22 protein-coding genes are annotated in these 20,389 nt (G+C 66.3%); 13 read left to right on the forward strand and 9 right to left on the reverse strand.

What is annotated here, in order from left to right:
• Positions 1-4: 4 nt before the first annotated feature.
• The 4 genes from fusA to HV766_RS20095 form a co-directional block, all read right to left on the reverse strand.
• On the reverse strand, positions 5-2,116 hold the full coding sequence (gene fusA / locus HV766_RS20080) for an elongation factor G (RefSeq protein WP_054458492.1): 2,112 nt from the start codon (positions 2,114-2,116) through the stop codon (positions 5-7).
• A gap of 269 nt (positions 2,117-2,385) precedes the next feature.
• Positions 2,386-2,850 carry a universal stress protein gene (locus HV766_RS20085; protein WP_013391481.1) on the reverse strand — a complete coding sequence of 155 codons (465 nt, stop codon included), beginning with the start codon at positions 2,848-2,850 and terminating at the stop codon, positions 2,386-2,388.
• A gap of 100 nt (positions 2,851-2,950) precedes the next feature.
• Positions 2,951-3,295, reverse strand: a complete 345-nt coding sequence (locus HV766_RS20090; protein ID WP_042796377.1) for a protein tyrosine phosphatase family protein — start codon at positions 3,293-3,295, stop codon at positions 2,951-2,953.
• Between the two features lie 38 nt (positions 3,296-3,333).
• A complete protein-coding gene (locus tag HV766_RS20095; protein WP_054458490.1) occupies positions 3,334-4,794 on the reverse strand; it encodes an aminotransferase-like domain-containing protein in 1,461 nt (486 codons plus the stop codon).
• 149 nt (positions 4,795-4,943) lie between these two features.
• On the opposite strand from HV766_RS20095, the gene HV766_RS20100 reads away from it, so the two are divergent.
• Positions 4,944-5,867, forward strand: a complete 924-nt coding sequence (locus tag HV766_RS20100; protein WP_175181732.1) for a DMT family transporter — start codon at positions 4,944-4,946, stop codon at positions 5,865-5,867.
• On the forward strand, positions 5,864-6,508 hold the full coding sequence (locus HV766_RS20105; protein WP_054458487.1) for a LysE family translocator: 645 nt from the start codon (positions 5,864-5,866) through the stop codon (positions 6,506-6,508). The genes HV766_RS20100 and HV766_RS20105 overlap by 4 nt, the downstream gene beginning before the upstream one ends.
• An 8-nt stretch (positions 6,509-6,516) precedes the next feature.
• Here the strand turns inward: HV766_RS20105 and HV766_RS20110 are convergent, their stop codons facing one another.
• Together HV766_RS20110 and HV766_RS20115 are read right to left on the reverse strand one after the other, a co-directional pair.
• Complete coding sequence (locus HV766_RS20110; RefSeq protein ID WP_054458486.1) at positions 6,517-7,209, reverse strand: LrgB family protein; 693 nt, start codon at positions 7,207-7,209, stop codon at positions 6,517-6,519.
• Entirely contained in the window at positions 7,199-7,603 is a 405-nt protein-coding gene (locus tag HV766_RS20115; RefSeq protein WP_054458484.1) for a CidA/LrgA family protein, read from the reverse strand. Before HV766_RS20115 ends, HV766_RS20110 begins: the two co-directional genes overlap by 11 nt.
• 97 nt (positions 7,604-7,700) lie before the next feature.
• Here HV766_RS20115 and HV766_RS20120 point away from each other — a divergent pair, with 97 nt between their 5' ends.
• From HV766_RS20120 to HV766_RS20160, 9 genes are all read left to right on the forward strand, one after another.
• A complete protein-coding gene (locus HV766_RS20120) occupies positions 7,701-8,588 on the forward strand; it encodes a LysR family transcriptional regulator (protein WP_054458482.1) in 888 nt (295 codons plus the stop codon).
• Positions 8,589-8,626: 38 nt separating this feature from the next.
• Positions 8,627-9,514 (forward strand): alpha/beta hydrolase, encoded by an 888-nt coding sequence (locus HV766_RS20125; RefSeq protein WP_119450679.1) that lies wholly within the window; start codon positions 8,627-8,629, stop codon positions 9,512-9,514.
• Positions 9,515-9,779: 265 nt separating this feature from the next.
• A complete protein-coding gene (locus tag HV766_RS20130) occupies positions 9,780-10,691 on the forward strand; it encodes a dihydrodipicolinate synthase family protein (protein WP_054458478.1) in 912 nt (303 codons plus the stop codon).
• An 89-nt stretch (positions 10,692-10,780) separates the two neighbouring features.
• Positions 10,781-11,536, forward strand: coding sequence for an ABC transporter ATP-binding protein (locus HV766_RS20135; protein WP_082401334.1), 756 nt, complete (start codon positions 10,781-10,783; stop codon positions 11,534-11,536).
• The gene (locus HV766_RS20140) at positions 11,529-12,248 is read left to right on the forward strand and encodes an ABC transporter ATP-binding protein (protein ID WP_175181733.1); all 720 of its coding nucleotides are present in this window, start codon (positions 11,529-11,531) and stop codon (positions 12,246-12,248) included. The genes HV766_RS20135 and HV766_RS20140 overlap by 8 nt, the downstream gene beginning before the upstream one ends.
• Before the next feature lie 57 nt (positions 12,249-12,305).
• Positions 12,306-13,511: an ABC transporter substrate-binding protein gene (locus tag HV766_RS20145; protein WP_054458472.1), complete on the forward strand. Its 1,206-nt coding sequence runs from the start codon at positions 12,306-12,308 to the stop codon at positions 13,509-13,511.
• Between the two features lie 109 nt (positions 13,512-13,620).
• The gene (locus HV766_RS20150; protein ID WP_054458471.1) at positions 13,621-14,523 is read left to right on the forward strand and encodes a branched-chain amino acid ABC transporter permease; all 903 of its coding nucleotides are present in this window, start codon (positions 13,621-13,623) and stop codon (positions 14,521-14,523) included.
• Position 14,524: 1 nt separating this feature from the next.
• Positions 14,525-15,490 (forward strand): branched-chain amino acid ABC transporter permease, encoded by a 966-nt coding sequence (locus HV766_RS20155; RefSeq protein ID WP_125472389.1) that lies wholly within the window; start codon positions 14,525-14,527, stop codon positions 15,488-15,490.
• Positions 15,490-16,140, forward strand: coding sequence for a GntR family transcriptional regulator (locus tag HV766_RS20160; RefSeq protein WP_054458468.1), 651 nt, complete (start codon positions 15,490-15,492; stop codon positions 16,138-16,140). The genes HV766_RS20155 and HV766_RS20160 overlap by 1 nt, the downstream gene beginning before the upstream one ends.
• Here HV766_RS20160 and HV766_RS20165 read toward each other — a convergent pair.
• Positions 16,115-16,597: a multidrug/biocide efflux PACE transporter gene (locus tag HV766_RS20165; RefSeq protein ID WP_054458466.1), complete on the reverse strand. Its 483-nt coding sequence runs from the start codon at positions 16,595-16,597 to the stop codon at positions 16,115-16,117. The genes HV766_RS20160 and HV766_RS20165 overlap by 26 nt on opposite strands.
• Before the next feature lie 109 nt (positions 16,598-16,706).
• On the opposite strand from HV766_RS20165, the gene HV766_RS20170 reads away from it, so the two are divergent.
• Positions 16,707-17,570, forward strand: coding sequence for a LysR family transcriptional regulator (locus HV766_RS20170; protein WP_175181734.1), 864 nt, complete (start codon positions 16,707-16,709; stop codon positions 17,568-17,570).
• A gap of 33 nt (positions 17,571-17,603) precedes the next feature.
• Here the strand turns inward: HV766_RS20170 and HV766_RS20175 are convergent, their stop codons facing one another.
• A complete protein-coding gene (locus HV766_RS20175) occupies positions 17,604-18,419 on the reverse strand; it encodes a ChbG/HpnK family deacetylase (protein WP_175181735.1) in 816 nt (271 codons plus the stop codon).
• Positions 18,420-18,455: 36 nt separating this feature from the next.
• On the opposite strand from HV766_RS20175, the gene HV766_RS20180 reads away from it, so the two are divergent.
• Complete coding sequence (locus HV766_RS20180; protein ID WP_082401333.1) at positions 18,456-18,851, forward strand: GtrA family protein; 396 nt, start codon at positions 18,456-18,458, stop codon at positions 18,849-18,851.
• Here HV766_RS20180 and HV766_RS20185 read toward each other — a convergent pair.
• Positions 18,811-20,388: an ArnT family glycosyltransferase gene (locus tag HV766_RS20185; RefSeq protein WP_175181736.1), complete on the reverse strand. Its 1,578-nt coding sequence runs from the start codon at positions 20,386-20,388 to the stop codon at positions 18,811-18,813. The genes HV766_RS20180 and HV766_RS20185 overlap by 41 nt on opposite strands.
• Position 20,389: the final 1 nt, after the last annotated feature.

Below are 20,389 nucleotides of genomic sequence, written 5' to 3' on the forward strand. Positions count from 1 at the left end.
TGACTCAGCGGCCCGAGCCCTGGGCCGCCATCACTTCCTGCGCCACCTGGCGCGGCGCCTCGGCGTAGTGCTTGAACTCCATGCTGTAGGTCGCGCGCCCCTGGGTCAGCGACCGCAGCGAGGTGGAGTACCCGAACATCTCGGCCAGCGGCACTTCGGCGCGCACCAGCTTGCCGCCGCCACCCGCGATGTCCTCCATGCCCTGCACCATGCCGCGCCGCGAGGACAAGTCGCCCATGACATTGCCGGTGAAGTCTTCGGGCGTTTCCACCTCGACCTGCATCATGGGTTCCAGCAGCACCGGATCGGCGCGGCGCATGCCTTCCTTGAAGGCCATCGAGCCCGCCATCTTGAAGGCGTTCTCGTTCGAGTCCACGTCGTGGTACGAACCGAAGAACAGCGTCGCCTTCACATCCACCACGGGGTAGCCCGCCAATATGCCGGCGTTCAGCGCTTCGCGTATGCCCTTGTCGACCGCCGGAATGAACTCGCGCGGCACCACGCCGCCCTTGATGGCGTCGACGAATTCATAGCCCTTGCCGGGCTCCTGCGGCTCAAGCTTGAGCACCACATGACCGTACTGACCGCGGCCGCCCGATTGCTTGACGAACTTGCCTTCGACCTCGTTGCAGGTCTTGCGTATGGTTTCGCGGTACGCGACCTGGGGCTTGCCCACCGTGGCCTCGACGCCGAACTCGCGCTTCATGCGATCGACCAGGATCTCCAGGTGCAGCTCGCCCATGCCGGAAATGATGGTCTGTCCGGACTCTTCATCCGTGCGCACGCGGAAGGACGGATCCTCCTGCGCCAGGCGGCCCAGCGCGATGCCCATTTTTTCCTGGTCTGCCTTGGTCTTGGGCTCCACCGCCTGCGAAATGACGGGCTCGGGAAAGACCATGCGCTCCAGGATGATGATGTGGGCCGGGTCGGTCAGCGTGTCGCCAGTAGTGACGTCCTTGATGCCCACCGCCGCGGCGATGTCGCCCGCGTAGACCTCGGTGATTTCGCGCCGTTCATTGGCGTGCATCTGCAGGATGCGCCCCAGGCGTTCCCGCTTTTCCTTGATGGGATTGAAAACGGAGTCGCCCGACTTCACCACGCCGGAATAGACGCGGAAGAACACCAGCTGGCCGACGAAGGGGTCGGTCATGATCTTGAAGGCCAGCGCCGAGAACGGTTCGTTGTCGGTGGGATGCCGTTCGATTTCGTGGTCGCGCTGGTCATGGCCCTTGATCGCAGGCACGTCCACCGGCGAAGGCATGTAGTCGATGACCGCATCCAGCATGGCCTGCACGCCCTTGTTCTTGAACGCGCTGCCACAGAGCATGGGGACGATTTCGTTGGCGATGGTGCGCATGCGCAGACCCTGCTTGATCTCGTCTTCGGTCAAGGGTTCGCCCGACAGGTATTTTTCCAGCAGGGTTTCGTTGGCTTCAGCCGCCTTCTCCACCATCTTGTCGTGCCATTCCTGGGCCTGCGCCTGCATTGCGGCGGGAATGTCGCGGTACTCGAAGCGCACGCCCTGGCTGGCCTCGTCCCAGATGATGGCCTTCATCTTGACCAGGTCGATCACGCCTTCGAAATGGTCCTCGGCGCCCACCGGCAGCTGGATGGGCACGGCGTCGCCCTTCAGGCGCTCGGCGATCTGGCGCTGCACGCGCAGGAAGTCCGCGCCGACCCGGTCCATCTTGTTGACGAAGGCCAGCCTCGGCACCTTGTACTTGTTGGCCTGGCGCCAGACGGTTTCCGACTGCGGCTGCACGCCGCCCACGGCGTCGTAGACCATGACCGCGCCATCCAGCACGCGCATGGAGCGTTCGACCTCGATGGTGAAATCGACGTGGCCCGGCGTGTCGATGATGTTGATGCGGTGTTCGGGATAATTGCCCGCCATGCCCTTCCAGAAGGCGGTGGTGGCGGCCGACGTGATGGTGATACCGCGCTCTTGTTCCTGCTCCATCCAGTCCATCACGGCGGCGCCGTCGTGCACCTCGCCGATCTTGTGGGTGATGCCGGTATAGAAGAGGATGCGCTCGGTGGTCGTCGTCTTGCCCGCATCGATGTGGGCGCTGATGCCGATATTGCGGTAAAGCTCGATACGCGTCTTGCGAGTCATGGCCTCTTCCCTTGCAGTGAACTACCGGGCGAAGACGGCAAGCCCGACCGGGCCTTGCCGCGGCGGGCGCCATGCCGCGTAGGGTGCTTGAGAATCGCGGAACCGCGCCCGCACTGATGCGTAAATATTACGCGCGGCGCGCCAGGAAACAAGCCTAGTCCCTGCAAAGGCCAAGGATAAAAAAAGCCCCTCCAGCGGGAGGGGCTCGGTAGCCATGCACCAGCCTGGGGCAGCTCCGTAGAGCATTCCACGGCGGTCGATGCGACAGGCTACTTCTTTTCTTCCTTGACGCGATACACCAGCACTGCCGTGCTGGCCAGCGACAGGACCTTGGCGGTGACGCTGCCCAGCAGCAGGCGCGACAGGCCGCTGCGGCCGTGGCTGCCGATGAAGATCAGGTCGCAGCCGGCGTCGGCGGCGGCTTGCACGATACCGTCGGCAACGTTGAAGTTCGACACGGCGCGCGACTCGGACTTCACGCCAGCGGTGTCGGCGCGGTCGGTGATCTGCTTGAGGTACTTGTCGGCCTGCTCGGCGGAGGCCTTTTCGTAGTCTTCGTCGGTGATGGCGTAAGCGGCAGCCATGCCGTCAAAACCGATCGTTGCCGCGAAAGGCTGGGTCACGTAGAGCGCGACGACTTCAGCGCCCACGGAACGCGCAAAGCAAATGCCGGCATTGGCGGCTTGGGCCGAGAGCGGAGAACCGTCGGTGGGAATCAGGATCTTCTTGAACATCTTGCCTGCTCCTGTCTGTGAGGTACCTCCATGCTACCGGAAACGCGCCAGGTTCACATCAACCGAACCCGGCGCGCCTTGATGCGCGTCAAGCCTGCGTTCAACCCAGCTGCTGGGCGGCGGCGAACAGATTGGTGCAGCGGGTGCCGGTGCGGCAGTACGCCAGGACCGGGCCGGGCAGCGTGCGCAACAGCTCGGCGAAACGCACCACGTCGGCGGCGGTCATGGCGCTGCCCACGACGGGCTGGTATTCGATCTGCAGGCCGGCGGCCAGGGCGGCCTTGGACACGTCTGCGGCGGTGGGCTGGTCCGGGCCGCCTTCGAAATCGGGACGGTTGATGATCACGCTCTTGTAGCCGGCGGCGGCGACGTCCGCCATGTCGTCCGGGCCGAGCTGGGGCGCGACGGCGAAATTCTGGGTCAGGGGTTTGATGGGTGCGGACATGGCGGTTCCTTCAATGGCTTCAAAGAGACAGCTTTCTATTATTGATTGCTGGAGACGTTTTGCGCGAAGATTTTTTCCAGATCGGTCCAGACGCCCCGATGATCGGCGATCGTGACCGAAAAGCGCAGCATCGTCGACGGCGCCTGGGACGGGGAAAACAGCGTGCCCGGCGCCAGCAGCATGCCGTGGTCGGCCGCCACGCGCGCCAGCGCCTCGGTATCGCGACCGTAGTCGGCCCAGACGAACATGCCGGCGTGGGGCTCGTGATGCACCGTCAGGCCCAGTTTCAGCAGTCCTTTCAGGCACCGCTGGCGGGCATCGTCCACCCGCAGGCGCACGCGTTCGATGTGGCGGCGGTACTGCCCTTCCATCAGCACCCGGTGGATCACCCGCTCGCCGAGTTCTGGCGAGGTCAGGCCGGCCAGCATCTTCAGGTCGGCGAGCTTCTGCAGGATCTCGGGATTCGCGGCCAGATAGCCCACCCGCAGGCTGGCCGCCAGCATCTTGGAATAGCCGCCCACCAGGATCACCCGCTTCAGGCGGTCCAGCGCGGCAAGCTTCATGGCGCCGCCTGGATGCAGTTCGCCGTAGGTGTCGTCCTCGACCACCAGGAAATCGTGGCGTTCGGCGATGCGCAGGATGTCGTAGGCGGCGCCGGCCGACAGCGTGTGGCCGGTGGGGTTGTGCACCGAACCGTTGATGATGAAGAGCTTGGGCTTGTGCTGGGCCGCCAGCTGTTCGAGCAGCGCCGTGTCGGGGCCGTCCGGGCCGCGCGGCACGCCGATCAGGCGCGCGCCGAAGGCGGCCAGCCGGCCGAAGATGACGAACCATGCCGGGTCTTCGACCAGTACGGTGTCGCCCGGTTTGACCAGGTGCCGCGCGATCAGGTCCAGCCCGTGCGTGACGCCGTTGGTCGTGAGCAGATTGAGTTCCGGATGCGCAGGCACGCCGTCGTTCTGCAGGAAGGCGGCGATCTGCTGGCGCAAGGGGCCGAAGCCCTGGGGATGCCCATAGCTGACCAGATGGCCGCGTACGGAGCGGCCCACGGCGCGCACCGCGCCTGCCACCATCTCGGGGTCCAGCCAGTCCGCGGGCAGCAGTCCCGCGCCGCCGGGCATGCCTGAAGGATTGGTGTCGCGGAACATGCTGCGCAGCAGCCAGGCGACGTCGATCCGCGCAGGCGGCGTGAACGCCGCGGGCGCCGCGCTGGCCACGGCGGCCAGTTGCCCGCTGCGCGCCCGTACGAAGAATCCCGCGCCGCGCCGCGACTGCACCAGGCCGCGGGCCACCAGGCGGTCGTAGGCCTCGACCACGGTGAAGCGGCTGACGCCCGACTGTTCGGCCATCTTGCGGATCGACGGCAGGCGGGTGCCGGGCCGCAGGCCCTGTTCATCGATGCGGCGCGCCAGCCCGTCGGCCAATTGCGCCACCAGGGTGGCGTCGGCCTGGCGCACGGGCTGCCAAGGCATGGAGGCGGTCGCGGCGGAAGCAACTGTCATGGGGATTTCACCAGGCCAGTGATTAAAGTGATATGCAAAAGTGTACCGGTACTGTACCGACAACTATGCGTAGAGTGACAGCAATGCCGAAAACCCGCAATAGCGGATGGGCGCGATGCCCGCGGCGTTCCCCTACCTTGGTGGCTGCGATGACCCGTCCCGCTTTCTATCCGACCTCCCAGGCTGCGCCTGGCGCCCCCGCTGGGCTATGGGAGGGGTACGGCTATGGTTTTCTGGGAGTGCTGGTCTTTTCCCTGACGCTGCCCATGACGCGCCTGGCGGTCGGCGAGCTGGCGCCGCTGCTGGTGGGACTGGGCCGCGCGCTGCTGGCGGCCGTGCCGGCGATTGCCGTGCTCTGGCTGACGCGCGCCCGCCGGCCCAACCGCGAGGAATGGCCCGGCGTGATCCTGGCCGCCCTGGGCATCGTGGTGGGCTGGCCGCTAGCGTCCTCGCTCGCCATGCAGACCGTGCCCGCGTCGCAGGGCGCCGTCTTCAATGGGCTGCTGCCCCTGTCGACCGCGGCCTTTGCCGCGCTGCGCAGCGGGGAGCGCCCCTCGCCCGCCTTCTGGGCCTGGGCCGTGCTTGGCGCCGCGCTGGTGACGGCCTATGCGCTGCGCCAAGGCGAAGGCGCCCTGCAGACGGGCTATCTGTGGCTGCTGCTGGCCGTGTTGCTGGGCGGCATGGGCTATGCCGAAGGCGCGCGCGCTTCCCGCACGCTGGGCGGCGGGCGCACCATCTGCTGGGCCCTGGTGATCAGCGCCCCCGTGGTGGCCGCGCCAGTCGGCTGGATGGCGGCGCAGCAGGCCAGCTGGCCCAGCGCCCCGGTGATCTACGCCAGCGCCTATCTGGCGCTGGGATCGATGTTCCTGGGCTTTTTTGCCTGGTATCGCGGCCTGGCCGTGGGCGGCATCGCCCGGGTCGGCCAGGTGCAGTTGCTGCAACCGTTCCTGACGGTGGTGGCGGCCGCATTGTTGTTTGGCGAATCGGTGGAACCGGCGACGTATGTCTTCGCCGCTGCCGTGATCGCCGTCATCGCCGGCGGACGCCGCGCCATCGTCAGGACCAAAGAATGAATCTGCTCCCCTCCAACTGGGCCGACGTGCCTCTGATGTCCCTGTCCTTGCTGGGCCCCCTGGCCATGTTCGCGCTGGTCAGCTCCATTACGCCCGGACCCAACAACGTAATGCTGGCCTCGTCCGGCCTGAATTTCGGCTTCCGCCGCAGCGTGCCGCATCTGCTGGGCGTGAACCTGGGCTTCACCTTCATGATCTTCCTGGTGGGCATCGGACTGGGCTCGGTGTTCCAGCAGGTGCCGCAGTTGTACACCGTGCTGAAGTACGCGGGCGCGGCCTATCTGCTGTACCTGGCGTGGAAGATCGCGAATTCAGGTGAAATGGACGACGGCGAGACGCGCGGCAAGCCGTTCACCTTCCTGCAGGCCGCCGCCTTCCAGTGGGTCAACCCCAAGGCCTGGGTCATGGCCGTGGGCGTGATCGCCACCTACACGCCGCAGAACGGTTTCTTCGCCAATCTGGTCATCGCCACCGTAGTCTGCGGCATCGTCAACCTGCCCAGCATCGGCATCTGGGTGACCTTCGGCACTGCGCTGCGCCGCGTGCTGCACAAGCCCTGGGCGATCCGCGCCTTCAATGTGGGCATGGCGCTGCTGCTGGTAGCGTCGCTGTATCCGGTGGCGCTGGAAATGCTGCACTGACACGGCCCTCAGGCCAGCAATCCCACAACCACGGCGGGCGTGACCAGCACATTGAACAGGCCCGCCATCACCATCACCAGGCCCGCGACGGCGCCCTCATCGGCCGCCAGCTCGCGGGCCTTGGCCGTTCCGGCGCCATGCGCACCCATGCCGAACAACGCGCCGCGCGCCAGCGCCGAGCGCAGCGGCAGCCAGCGCCGCATCAACTGGCCCATGGCCGCGCCGAACACGCCCGTAACGATCACGAAGACGGCGGTCAGGTCCGGCACGCCGCCCACGTGCGACGACACGGCCACCGCGAACGGCGTGGCCACCGAACGCGGCAGCAGGCTCAGGCGCAGGTCCGGCGACAGGCCCAGCAAGCTGCCCAGCATCCAGGCGCTGGCGCCTGCGATCAGGCTGCCCACCGCCACGCCCGCCACCAGCACGGGCCAGTAGCGGCGGATCAGCGCGCGCTGTTCATACAAGGGCAGCGCGAAGGCGACGATGACCGGCCCCAGCATCGCCATCAGCCAGTGCGACCCCGCCATGTAGTCCCGGTAGCCGGTGTGCAGCGCAAGCGCAAGCGCCAGCAACAGCGCGGGCGCCACCACCAGGGTCGACGTGCACCAGTAGGCGTAGCGCCGGTAGAACAGGCGCGCGCAGACATAGGCCAGCACCGTCGCGGCGGGCCAGAACAACAAGTTGAAATCAGCTGGCATGGCGGTTCATCCAGCGGTAGCAGAGATCGATGGTCAAGGCCGTGCCCGTCATCACCAGGGCCGTGCCCAGCAGGATGACGGCCAGCAGCTTCAGGCCCAGCACGCCCAGGAATTCGCGGTGGTCCAGCAGCGACATGACGGCCGGCACGAAGAACAGCAGCATCTCGCCCAGCAGCCAGCTGGCGCCGCGATGCACGTTGCGCACCCGCAGGCGGCGCGTGGCCAGCAGCAACAGCACCAGCGCCATGCCGATGACGCCGCCCGGCACGGGCAGCCCCAGCAACTGGGCCAGCGCCTGACCCAGCAGGGAGAAGAGGACCAGCAGGCAGATTTGCAGCACGCGGCTGCGGCGCAGCTTGCTGCGTAGAAGAATGGCGAGACGTGGGCGAGACATGAGACGAAGTTCCTGCGGCAAGCAGATGTTTTACGCCTGCGCCGCCCATAGATAAAATGAATTCGTTGAATTCAGGCCATTCCAATAAGGCATAAACATGGAACTGCGTCCCCTGCGCGCCTTGGTCGAAGTGGTCCGCCAGGGCGGTTTCTCCCAGGCCGCCAAGACCATCTTCGCGACCCAGCCCACCGTGAGCAAAGCCGTGCGGCAACTGGAAGACGAACTGGGCATGCCGTTGCTGGACCGCCACGCCCAGCCGCCGCGGCTGACCGCCGCCGGCGAAATCGTCTACCGCCGTGCCGTCGCCATGCTGGCGCAGCGCGACGATCTGCACGCCGAGCTGGACGAACTGAAGGGGCTCAAGCGCGGCGTGCTGCGCCTGGGCCTGCCGCCGCTGGGCAGCAGCACGCTGTTCGCACCCATGTTTGCGCGCTTTCGCAGCCGCTATCCGCAGATTGAAATCAGTCTGGTGGAACACGGCAGCCGCCGGCTGGAGGAAATGGTGATGGCCGGCGAGATCGAACTGGCCGCCTCGCTCAAACCGGTGCCCGACATCTTCGAATGGCAGCCCGTGGCGCGCGAGCCGCTGGTGGCGCTGATGCCGGCCGACCACCCCAAGGCGCATGCTGAAACCGTCGGGCTGAGCGACTTGCGGGACACGCCTTTCATTCTGTTCGAGACGGGCTTCGCCCTGAACCGCATCATCCACGACGCCTGTCAGCGCGCCGGCTTCGCCCCTGCCGTTGCCGCGCGCAGCGGCCAGATCGATTTCATCGCGGCGCTGGTGGCGGCCGGCCTGGGGGTGGCCTTCCTGCCGCGCCTGAAGGCCCGCGAAGAGCTGCACGCCGGCGTGGCGCGGGTGCCGCTGCGCGATGCCGGCACGGACTGGGAGATGGTGCAGGTGTGGCGGCGCGGCGGTTACCTGTCGCATGCCGCCCAGGCCTGGCTGGCCCTGACCCGCGAAGTCCATCCCGAAGTATGCTGATGCCGGAACCCAGCCGCCTCGCCCGGGTCACATAATCCATGCCAGCCTTCCCCCGCCTCTCTCCCCGCCGCCTGTTCGCCGTTGCCCTCTTGGCCGGCGCCAGCGTCGTCGGCTGCACCCAGCTCGATTCCTGGCAGCGGCAGACCATTTTCTCCCCCCAGTCCGAACCGCAAACGTGGTGGCGCGAGCCCGCCGCCGGCACCCAGGTTTACGACCTGACGCTGGCCGGCGGCGACAAGGTGCGCGCCTGGTACTGGCAAAGTCCCCAAGCCGGCGCGCCCACCGTGCTGTACCTGCATGGCGCACGCTGGAACCTGAACGGCAGCGCCTTCCGCATCGACGGCTGGACGCGCATGGGCTATTCCGTGCTGGCTATCGACTACCGCGGCTTCGGCGCCTCGACCCCGCGCCTGCCGTCCGAGGAAAGCGCGCTGGAAGACGCAATGGCCGGGTTGAAGGAGCTGGCCCGCATCCAGCCCGATCCGGCGCGCCGTTTCATCTACGGCCACAGCCTGGGCGGCGCGATCGCGATCGACCTGGCCGCGCGCCCCGAACAGCCGGCGTTCGCCGGCCTGATCGTGGAATCCAGCTTCACCAGCATCGGCGCGATGCTTGCCACGCTGCGCTGGGGCAAGGTGCCCGGCGCCAGCCTGCTGGTCACGCAGCCGTTCGCCTCGGTGGAAAAGCTTGCGCGCATGCACACGCCCATGCTGTTCATGCACGGCACCGCCGACCGCGTGGTGCCGCACACCATGAGCGACGAGCTCTACGCCGCCGCCAGCAACGTCGCGCCCGAGCTCAAGCGCCTGGTCAAGATCGAAGGCGCCTCGCATTCCGGCGCCTTCCGCAGCGGCGCGCAGTATGAAACCGCGGTGAAGACTTTCATGCAGGACGCGAGCCGCGCGTATCCGCGCAAGGCAGGCTGACAGCCCTCCGCGTCGACGCGGCGGGCTCGGACTGCCTGCCCATGCCTCCTTAGCGCGCTTCCCTTTCGTGACCCGCCCCGCGGAAAGACACGCGCCGCGCTGGCCCCACGCCGAAAGCAATGCCCTCTTGGGAAATCCCCCCGGGTTGACCCGCTCCGGGAAATCCCCGAATCAAAATATCTTCTAAATATATTTATCAGATATTAGACTTTGCACCTGCTCGCCGCTCCGCCATTGAAGCGACGGCATCTTGAGGAGAAGCCAGTTGAGTAACGTGCATTGGCAGGGCGTCTTCCCTGCCGTAACGAGTAAGTTCCATGCCGACGAGACCCTCGACTTCGAGGCGATGCGCAAGCACTTCGGCTTCCTGATCGACAACGGCGTACACGGCCTGGTCACTTGCGGTTCGCTGGGCGAAGCCAGCACCCTGACCCTGGAAGAAAAGCTGGAAGTGACGCGCTGCGCGGTGGAAGTCAGCGGCGGCCGCATTCCGGTCCTGGCCAACGTGTCCGAGACCAGTACCCGCGAAGCGCTGCGCTTCATCAAGGCCGCCGTGGAACTGGGCGTGGACGGCTTCATGCTGATGCCCTCGCTGATCTACGTGGCGGACTCGCGCGAAGCGATGCAGAGCATCCGCACGATGGCCGAGGCCGCGCAGAAGCCCTGCATGATCTACAACAACCCCGTCGCGTACCGCGTGGATCTCAAGCCCGAGCACATGGCCGAACTGGCCGACTGCAAGTGGCTGGTCGCCATCAAGGAAAGCAGCGACGACGTGCGCCGCCTGACCGACCTGCGCAACGCGCTAGGCACGCGCTATCAGCTGTTCATCGGCGTGGACGACCTGTCGTTCGAGGCGCTGGCGCTGGGCGCGGACGGCCTGCTCGCCGGGCTGGTCACCGCCTTCCCGCGCGAAACCGTGGCCCTGTACGACCTGATGAAGGCCGGCAAGTGGCAGGAAGCGCTGGCGCTGTACCAGTGGTTCACGCCGCTGTTGCACCTGGATGTCTCGACCAAGCTGGTGCAGAACATCAAGCTGGCCGAGACCCTGGCCGGCGTGGGCAATGAGCACGTGCGCCGCCCGCGCCTGCCGCTGGCCGGCGCCGAACGCGAACGCTGCGCCGCCATCATCCAGGCCTCTCTGGCCAAGCGCCCCGCGCAGTACCAGTCGAAGTAAGGCCGGGCTCCGGAAGAAGCACGAACCTCCTGGCGCGTGGCGGGACCGCGACGCGCCAGGGCCTGTCCCCAGCAAGCCCAACGGACATCATGCAAAGCGACATCATTCTTCAGACACGGGGCCTGAGCAAGGAATTCCGCGGCTTCGTGGCCGTCAACAACGTCGACATGAGCGTGCGCCGCGGCGCCATCCACGCGCTCATCGGCCCCAACGGCGCGGGCAAGACCACCTTCTTCAATCTGCTGACCAAGTTCCACATCCCGACGCGCGGCGAGATCCTGTACGACGGCGTGGACATCACGCAGGAACGCCCCGCGCAGACCGCGCGCCGCGGCATCGTGCGTTCGTTCCAGATTTCCGCCGTCTTTCCGCAGCTGTCGGTGCGCGAGAACGTGCGCGTGGCCCTGCAGCGCAAGCTGGGCGTGGACTATTGCTTCTGGCGGTCGGAACGCACGCTGGAAAGCCTGCACCACCGCGTCGAGGAACTGCTGGATCAGGTCGGCCTGCGCACGCACCTGGACGTGGCCGCGGGCGACCTGCCCTATGGCCGCAAGCGCACGCTGGAAATCGCGACCACCCTGGCGCTCGAACCCGAGCTGCTGCTGCTGGACGAACCGACGCAAGGCATGGGCCACGAGGACGTGGACCGGGTCAAGCATCTGATCAAGCAGGTCAGCGCGGGCCGCACCATCCTCATGGTCGAACACAACATGAAAGTGGTGGCGGACATCTCCGACACCATCACCGTGCTGCAGCGGGGCGAGATCCTGGCCGAAGGCCCCTACGCGACCGTATCGGAAAACCCGGCGGTGCGCGAAGCCTACATGGGAGCCGAAGATGAATGAAGCCGCCGCAGCCTCCAGCATGCTGGAGATCCGCAACCTGCACGCCTGGTACGGCGAATCGCACATCCTGCACGGCATCGATCTGGACGTGAAGCCCGGCGAATGCGTGACCCTGCTGGGCAGGAACGGCGCGGGCCGCAGCTCCACGCTGAAGTCCATCCTGGGCCTGGTGGGCCGGCGCAGCGGCTCGATCAGGATCCAGGGCCAGGAGACCGTCGGCCTGCCGCCCCATAAGATCGCGCGCCGCGGCATCGGCTATTGCCCTGAAGAGCGCGGCATCTATGCATCCTTGACCGCCGAGGAAAACCTCATGCGGCTGCCCTCGGTAGGGCCGGACGGCATGTCGGTGGCAGAGATCTACGACATGTTCCCCAACCTGAAAGAACGCGCGCACAGCCCCGGCACGCGCCTGTCGGGCGGCGAACAGCAGATGCTGGCGATGGCGCGCATCCTGCGCACCGGCGCCCGCCTGCTATTGCTGGATGAAATCACGGAAGGCCTGGCCCCCGTCATCGTGCAGTCCCTGGGCCGCGTGATCCGGCAATTGAAAGAGCGCGGCTACACCACCGTGCTGGTCGAGCAGAACTTCCGCTTTGCCCAGCACCTGGCCGACCGCCATTACGTCATCGAGCACGGCCAGGTGGTGGCGGTGATAGACCGCGCCGAAGTCCAGCAATCGCAGGACAGGTTGAACGCCCTGCTCGGCATTTGAGTTTTCCAGACGCATTCCTTCCGACCGCAGTCCCCTTCCTACACGGAGCGTAGTCAGATGAAATTGAATCGAATCTCAGCAGCGCTGTTCGCCATCGGCATGATCGGCGCCGCCCAGGCCCAGACCAAGGTCAGCGATGACGTGGTCAAGATCGGCGTCCTGACCGACCTGTCCGGCGTCTATTCCGACCTGGCCGGCAACGGCTCCGTGATCGCGGCCCGCATGGCCGCCGAGGAAATGGGCAACAAGGTGCTGGGCAAGCCGGTGGAAGTGGTTTCCGCCGACCACCAGAACAAGCCCGACGTCGCGGCCAACCTGGCCCGCGAATGGTTCGACCAGGGCAAGGTCGACATGATCACCGACTTCCCCACCGCGTCCACCGCGCTGGCGGTGATGGAAATCGCCAAGCAGAAGAACCGCGTGACCATGCCGTCGGCGGGCCTGTCCACCGCGATCCTGGGCGAAAAGTGCTCGCCGTTGAACGCCCAATGGACCACCAACACCTACGCCCTGGCCGCCGGCACCGCGCGCGCGCTGGTCAAGGAAGGCAAGAAGAGCTGGTACTTCATCACCGCCGACTACACCTTCGGCCACTCGCTCGAAAAGGACGGCACCGAAGTCATCCAGGAGAACGGCGGCAATGTGGTGGGCGTGTCGCGCCATCCCTTTCCCGGCAACGACTTCTCTTCGTTCCTGCTGAAGGCGCAGGCCTCCAAGGCCGACGTGATCGCGCTGGCCAACGCCGGCAACGACACGGTCAACGCGGTCAAGCAGGCCAACGAGTTCGGCATCAACAAGAAGCAGATCGTGGCGCCGCTGCTCACCTACATCTCGGACGTGCACAGCATGGGCCTGGCCAAGGCGCAGGGCATGTACCTGACCGAAGCCTTCTATTGGGACTATGACGACGCTTCGCGCGCCTGGGCCCAGAAGTTCTTTGAAAAGGCCAAGAAGATGCCGACCGCCTCGCAGGCCGGCGTGTATTCGGCCACGCTGTCGTACCTGAAGGCGATCGAAGCCGCCGGCACCGACGACGCACCCGCCGTGATGGCCAAGCTGCGCGAAATGACCATCAACGACGCCGTGATCCGCAACGGCAAGCTGCGCGCCGACGGCGCGCTGGTGCACGACATGCTGCTGCTGCAGGTCAAGACGCCCAAGGAGTCCAAGGCGCCGTGGGACTACTACAACGTGAAGTCGGTGCTCAAGGGCGAGGACGTGTTCCCCAAGCCCCAGGCCGCGTGCTCGTTGAACAAGACCTGATGCCGCCACGCGCCGCACGCACAGCGTGCGGCGCCGGCTGCCATGGCCGCGGCGCACCGCCGCGCGCTTCCCGGAAATCGACGCGACACCTTTCCGCCCGCCGCCTACCATGTTCGACATCTCGCTTTCCGCCTTGCTCGCCCAACTGCTGGTGGGTCTGATCAACGGCTGCTTCTACGCCATCCTCAGCATGGGGCTGGCCATCATCTTCGGCCTGCTCAACATCGTCAATTTCACGCACGGCGCCCAGTTCATGATGGCGGCGTTCCTGGCCTGGATCGGCTTCACGCAGCTGCCGCAGTTGCTTGGGCCGGGCGTGCAGATCAACTTCTGGGCCGCGCTGATCCTGGCTCCCCTGCTGGTGGGGCTGGTGGGCGTCGTGATCGAGAAGACGCTGCTCAAGCGCCTGTACCACCTGGACCACCTGTACGGCCTCTTGCTGACCTTCGGCATCGCGCTGATGATGGAAGGCGGCTTTCGCTACTTCTACGGCATTTCAGGGGTGGGCTATGAGCCGCCCGAGGTTCTGCAGGGCGGCTTCGACCTGGGCTTCATGTTCCTGCCGGCCTATCGCGCGTTCGTGGTGGTGGCGTCCCTGGTGCTGTGCCTGGCCACCTGGTATCTGTTCGAACGCACCCGCCTGGGCGCCATGCTGCGCGCCGGCACCGAGAACCCCAGGCTGCTGCAGGCTTTCGGCGTGAACGTGCCAGTGATGATCACCCTGACCTACGGCTTCGGCGTGGCGCTGGCCGGCGTGGCCGGGGTGCTGGCCGCGCCCGTCATGCAGATCAACCCGCTGATGGGCTCGAACCTGTTGAACATCGTGTTCGCCGTGGTCGTGATCGGCGGGCTGGGCTCCATCATGGGCGCCATCGTCACCGGGCTGACGCTGGGCCTGCTGGAAGGGCTGACCAAAGTGTTCTATCCCGAAGCCTCGACGGTGGTCGTCTTCATCGTCATGGCGATCGTTCTGCTGACGCGCCCCGCCGGCCTGTTCGGCAAGGAGAAATAAGGTGCAGCGCATACCCTCCTCGATCCGCATCCTGGCGCTGCTGCTGGTGCCGGCCCTGCTGGTGCCGCTTTTCCCGCAGATCGTCTATCCCGTGTTCGTCATGAAGGTGCTGTGCTTTGCGCTGTTCGCGCTGGCCTTCAACCTGCTGACCGGTTTTACCGGCCTGGTGTCGTTCGGCCATGCCGCCTTCTTCGGCTGGGCCGGCTACGCGGCCGGCGAAATGATGATCCTGTTCGGCGCCCGCGGCCTGCCGCCCGAGATCGCCATCGCTTGCGGCGTGGCCATGGCCGCGGCCATCGGCTGGGCCATCGGCTGGCTGGCGATCCGGCGCACCGGCATCTATTTCGCGATGATCACGCTGGCGCTGTCGCAGGTGGCGTACTTCATGGCGGTGCAGGTGGGCTGGACGCGCGGCGAGGACGGCATGCAGGGCATCCCGCGCGGAAAGTTCCTGGGCCTGGTGGACCTGAGCGTGGACGCCAACATGTATTACTTCACGCTTGGGGTCTTCGTGCTGGGCTTTCTGTTCGTCTACCGGGTGATCCATTCGCCCTTCGGCCAGGTGCTCAAGACCATCCGGGACAACGCGCCGCGCGCCATATCGCTAGGTTACGATACAGACCGGTGCAAGCTGCTGGCCTTCGTGCTGTCGGCCTCGGTGGCCGGCCTGGCCGGTTCGCTGAAGGCGCTGGTGCTCCAGCTGGTTGCATTGAACGACGTTTCGCTCGCCACCTCCACCGAGGTGCTGCTGATGACGCTCCTGGGCGGCATCGGCACGGTATGGGGGCCGGTGGTGGGCGCGACGCTGGTCGTCAGCTTGCAGAACTATCTTGCCACCCTGGGCGACATCGTCACCATCGTCATCGGACTGATTTTCGTGTTGTGCGTGTCGTTCTTCCGGCGCGGATTCGTCGGCGAATGGCTGGCCTACACGCAGTGGCGCAAAACGAAGGAAAACAACAGTTGATGGCAGCAGCAGAATCCAAACGGCGCGCCGCCGATGTCGCCTACGACCAGATCGAAAGCATGATCGCCACGCTGCAATTGCAGCCGGGCAGCGCGGTCGTGGAAGCGGATCTGGTGGAAATGACCGGCCTGGGACGCACGCCGCTGCGCGAGGCGCTGCTGCGCATGGTGGCCGCCGGGCTGATACGCCAGGAACCGCGGCGCGGCCTGCGGGTGTCCATGATCCAGCTGGCGGACCACATGGACCTGATCCAGACCCGCCGGGCGCTGGAGCAGCTGATCGCGGCCAGCGCCGCGCGCCGCGCCACCCCGGCGCAGCGCAGCCAGATCGTGGATTGCGCGGCGCAGATGATCCAGGCGGCGGAAGGCGGCAATCTCGACAACTACATGCATGCCGACCAGATGCTGGACCACGTCTGCCACCAGGCCTGCCGCAACGCCTCGGCCGTGAATGCGGTGGCCCCTTTGATCATCCAGTGCCGCCGCTTCTGGTACGCCTACCAGCACGAGGGCGACATCGCCGAGGGCGCTCGCCGCCACATGCTGATGGCCGAGGGCATCGCCACCGGCAACGAGTCCGCGGCCATCAAGGGCGCGGACTCGCTGATGGACTACCTGGAGATGTTCACGCGCAAGGTGATTGACGCGTGACGGCCGGCGCGGCCTGCCCTTTGCGGCGGGCCAGCCACTGCAGGACCCGTGGCCGCGAGCGGTCATAGGCCAGGTTGTAGAGGAAGGCGTAGGGCAGATAGAACAGCACCAGCGCGATATCCAGCACAAAGGCCTGCCACAGGCTGATGTCTAGCCACCAGGCCGCCAGCGGGATCACGATCAGGATCAGGCCCAGCTCGAAGCCGAAGGCATGCACCACGCGCAGCCGCAGCGTGCGGGTCCAGCCCATGCGGTTCTCGATGCGGTCAAAGCCGGCGTTGTAGATCATGTTCCAGACCAGCGCGATCCAGGCGATCACTGCCGTCAGCACGCCCATTTCGAACAGGGACTTGCCCATGGCCCAGGCGGCCGCCGGGGCGCACAGGCCGATGGCGATGATTTCGAACAGAAAGGCGTGGAGGAAACGTTCTTTAATGGATTTCTTGGCTTGCGTCATGACCCACCTGCGGTCGGTTGATACTCAGTGGCAGGGATTCTCGACGATATTTCCGTTACCATAAAGATAGTTTTCATCGGAAAAACCGATAACATCGGACATCCCACCCATGCGCCACTCCCTGGAATCCCTGGCGGCGTTCGCCCAGGTCGCCTCCGAAGGCACGTTTTCGGCTGCCGCCCGCAAGCTCGGGAAAAGCCAGTCCACGGTCAGTGAAACCATCGCCAACCTGGAAGTGGACCTGAACGTGACATTGTTCGACCGCAGCCAGCGCCAGCCCGCGCTAACCGCAGCCGGCCAGGTCCTGCTGGGCCAGGCCCTGCAAGTGCTGGCTGCCAATGATCGGCTGAACCGCAGCGCCAGCCAGCTGGCCGAGGGCCTGGAGCCCCGGCTGACGGTGGTGCTGTCCGACACATTCCAGTCCGAGACCTTCGACACCATGCTCAGCCAGATCGACCAGCGCTATCCAGCGCTGCGCTTCGAATGCCTGATCGCGGAATACGAGGACGTGGTGGCGCTGGTGCAGCAGGGCCGCGCGCACCTGGGACTGATGGCCGCCCAGGACAGCTACCCGCCCGACGTGGCGCACGCGACGCTGGCGGAGCTGTCTGAGATCGTCCTGTGCGTGGGCCGCGGGCATCCGCTGGCCCAGCTGCCGCAGGTCACGCAAGACCAGCTGAAGTCCGAACGCGCGCTACGCCTGAGCACTTACGAGCTGGGCGACAAGGACGCCGAGCCTGCCTATGCGACCTGGTCGGCGCCCGGCTATCTGATGCTGCTGGAAATGGCCAGCCGCGGATTCGGCTGGACCGAGCTGCCGCGCTGGATGATCCAGCGCTTCGGCCAGGATCAGCTGGTGGAGTTGAAGTCGCCGGGCTGGCCGCGCCACATCCGCGTCGATGCGGTCTGGTCACGGCGGCGCGCGCTGGGACCTGCGGGCGCCTGGCTGCTGCAGAGCCTGACGGGCGGCTAGAGCCAGCCCGCGCCGCAACGACCTTGCAGCCGATCAGCGCGCCGTGGCCGGCAAACGCGAGATATGCACCCCGTTGGCGTTGAGCCAGTCGCCCAGCTTGGGGCTGGCCAGCACGTCGAATTCCGCGCGGCGCTGGCGTGACATGGCGCAGCCGTCCTGGTTGCCCATGGCCGGATGGCACATGAGCAGGTCGCAGTCGCGCGCATTGAACAGCCAGTTCTGCAGCAGATCCGCATAGCGGCGCTTGCCGCCTGCGAAACCATAGACGCCCAGCAGCCGGCGGTTGGTGCGCATGCCATCCTGGCGCGCTTGGCGCGCCAACGCCGCGGCGCCCAGCGCGCCGATGACACGCGCCTTGATGGCCTCCTTCATGGGAATGCCGAACTGCATGCCCGGCGCCGTCTGGCGCAGCCATGGCATACGGGCGCCGTAACGGCGCTTGAGCAGTTGCAGCAGGCGCTCGCGAATGCCGGGCAGTTGATGCACGTGCTGGTGACCGTCGACATAGTCGGGCGCGCGGCCGAACGCGGCCTCGAAGGCGTCGAACTGACGCTCCAGCTGCGCCTCGATCCACTCTCCGTCCAGCCTGCCCGTGTAGGCATTGAGGATCAGCCGGCTCAGCGTCGGCATGGGCTCGGCGCCGGGCATGAGCGATTCGGTGAAGTTCACATGCAGGCCGATATCCACGTTCAGCGGCGCCAGCCGCCTCGCATTGGCCGCGAACGAAGGGCCCAGCGCGAGGCAGCTGACCGCGCTCAGGCGGCCCATGCCGGCCAGCGCAATCATGCCTTCATCGATGTCGGCATTCATGCCAAAATCGTCCCCGCAGACAACGATACGTTTGCTCATCGCTACACCTCTGACTTCCTTATCTTCACGGCTTTCATGCGCGCCCTGCTGCAACAAGTAAGCACTTTCATTGCTGTCGGATGCGCGGCCGCAGCCACCCATTGGGCTGTCGCCGTGGGCTGCGTCGAACTCTTCCGCCTGCCGCCCCTGGCCGCCAACCTCGTGGGCTGGCTGATCGCCTTCGCGGTGTCCTTCGCCGGCCATTACCGGCTTACATTCCGACATTCCAAAACTCCCTGGACGGTAGCAGCGCGCCGTTTCTTCTTTGTGTCAGCCGCAGGCTTTCTCATCAACGAAGCCACCTACGCCTGGCTACTGCACAACACTGCCATCCGCTACGACATCCTGCTGGCGCTGATCCTGCTCGGGCTTGCCGTGGCGACTTTCATCGTCAGCCGGTTCTGGGCATTCCGCCACAAACCCGCTGCCTGAACGCCGCGTCCACGTCGACGCGCCACATCACGTACTTCACGCTGCTCACCACCGGCGCCAGCCCCTGCAGCGGCGGATAGGTGGGGTTGTCGGCCGCAGTGCCCCACACCCAGAAACGCGCGCCTTGCTCCGCCTGGCACAGACGCGCGGTGAACTCCGCGGGACTGAGCAATACCTCTCCGCCCGTCTCGGGATCGAACTGGGCGGCGTCGTACAACTCCTTGCGCCAGTTGTCGCGCACGGGGACCTCCGGGTTGCGCCAGTCGTCCACCACCCACGCAGGACGCGCCGCCCTTGCGTAGAGCGCCAGATCGAAGGGATAGGTGTGCAGCGAGACGAACGTATCGTCCGGCCGCGCCTGTTCCCGCACCACCCTGGCCAGCGGCTCCGCGCTGCCGCGCGCGTTGTTCGCCGCAATGCCCACCGCGATGACGCAGATGCCCGCCGCCAGGACCGCGCTCAGGCGCACCAGGCGAGTAGCACCCTCGGCATCGGCGCGCCTGGCCCCCTGGATCACTTCAGCCAGCAGAAAAGCCAGCGGCGCCAGCGCCGGCAGGACATAGCCCACGAGCTTGGACTGCGGCAGCGAAAAAAACACGAGCACGACGGCAAACCACACCAAAGCCAGGCGCCGCAGGCTGCGCGTAGGGCCCACCCAGAACGCCTGGCGCAATATGCCGCCGCCCCACAGCGACCAGGGCAGGCTGAGCCCGACAATCACCGGCAGATAAAACCAGAACGGTTGCGCATTGTTGAAGCCGCTGGCCGCGAAACGCTGGAAATGCTGATAGACGAAGAAGTAGTCGTAAAAACCGGGATAGCGCAGCTGCATCAGCAAGAACCACGGCGCCGCCACGGCGATGAACGCCAGCAGCGCGGGCGGCCAGCACAGCGCGGCCAAGCCGCGCCAGCGCCGCTCCCACAGCAGCCAGACCAGCAGGATCGCGCCCGGCAGCGCCAGGCCGATCAAGCCCTTGGCCAAGACCGCCAACGCCGCCAGCACGCCGGCCGCCACCGCCATCGCGCGCCATGCCTGCCCGCGCTCGACGCGCAGCGCCGTGTCCACGGCGGCCAGCACGCATAGCGTGATCAGGCCGGCAACCAGCATGTCCAGATTTGCGAACTGCGCGCCGCCATAGAAGAACGGCATGGTGGCGAGGACCAGCACCGTCAATGCGGCGGTCTCGGTATCTCGGTAGCGCCGCACGAAGCAATACAGGGCCGCCACGGCGCCCCACGCGGCCAACCAGGAAGGCACCCGCGCCGCCCAGGGATGCACGCCAAACACCGAGAAGGACAGCTCGGTCAGCCAGTAATAGAGCGGCGGCTTGTGGAAGTACGGCATGCCGTCCAGCAAGGGCACCGCATGCGAGCCGCTGCGCAGCATGTCCCAGGCCACGCCTGCATAGCGCCCTTCATCGGGCAGGGTCAGGGGCCTGATCCAGGCCAGGAAGGCAAGCCACGCGCCTATCGCAAGCAGGAAGCGTCCTGCCGGCGGGGTCCAGTCGGAACGCCGCCAGAAAGTCGTGGCGGACATG

The organism is Achromobacter aegrifaciens, from assembly GCF_902859735.1.
Lineage (GTDB): Bacteria > Pseudomonadota > Gammaproteobacteria > Burkholderiales > Burkholderiaceae_B > Achromobacter > Achromobacter aegrifaciens.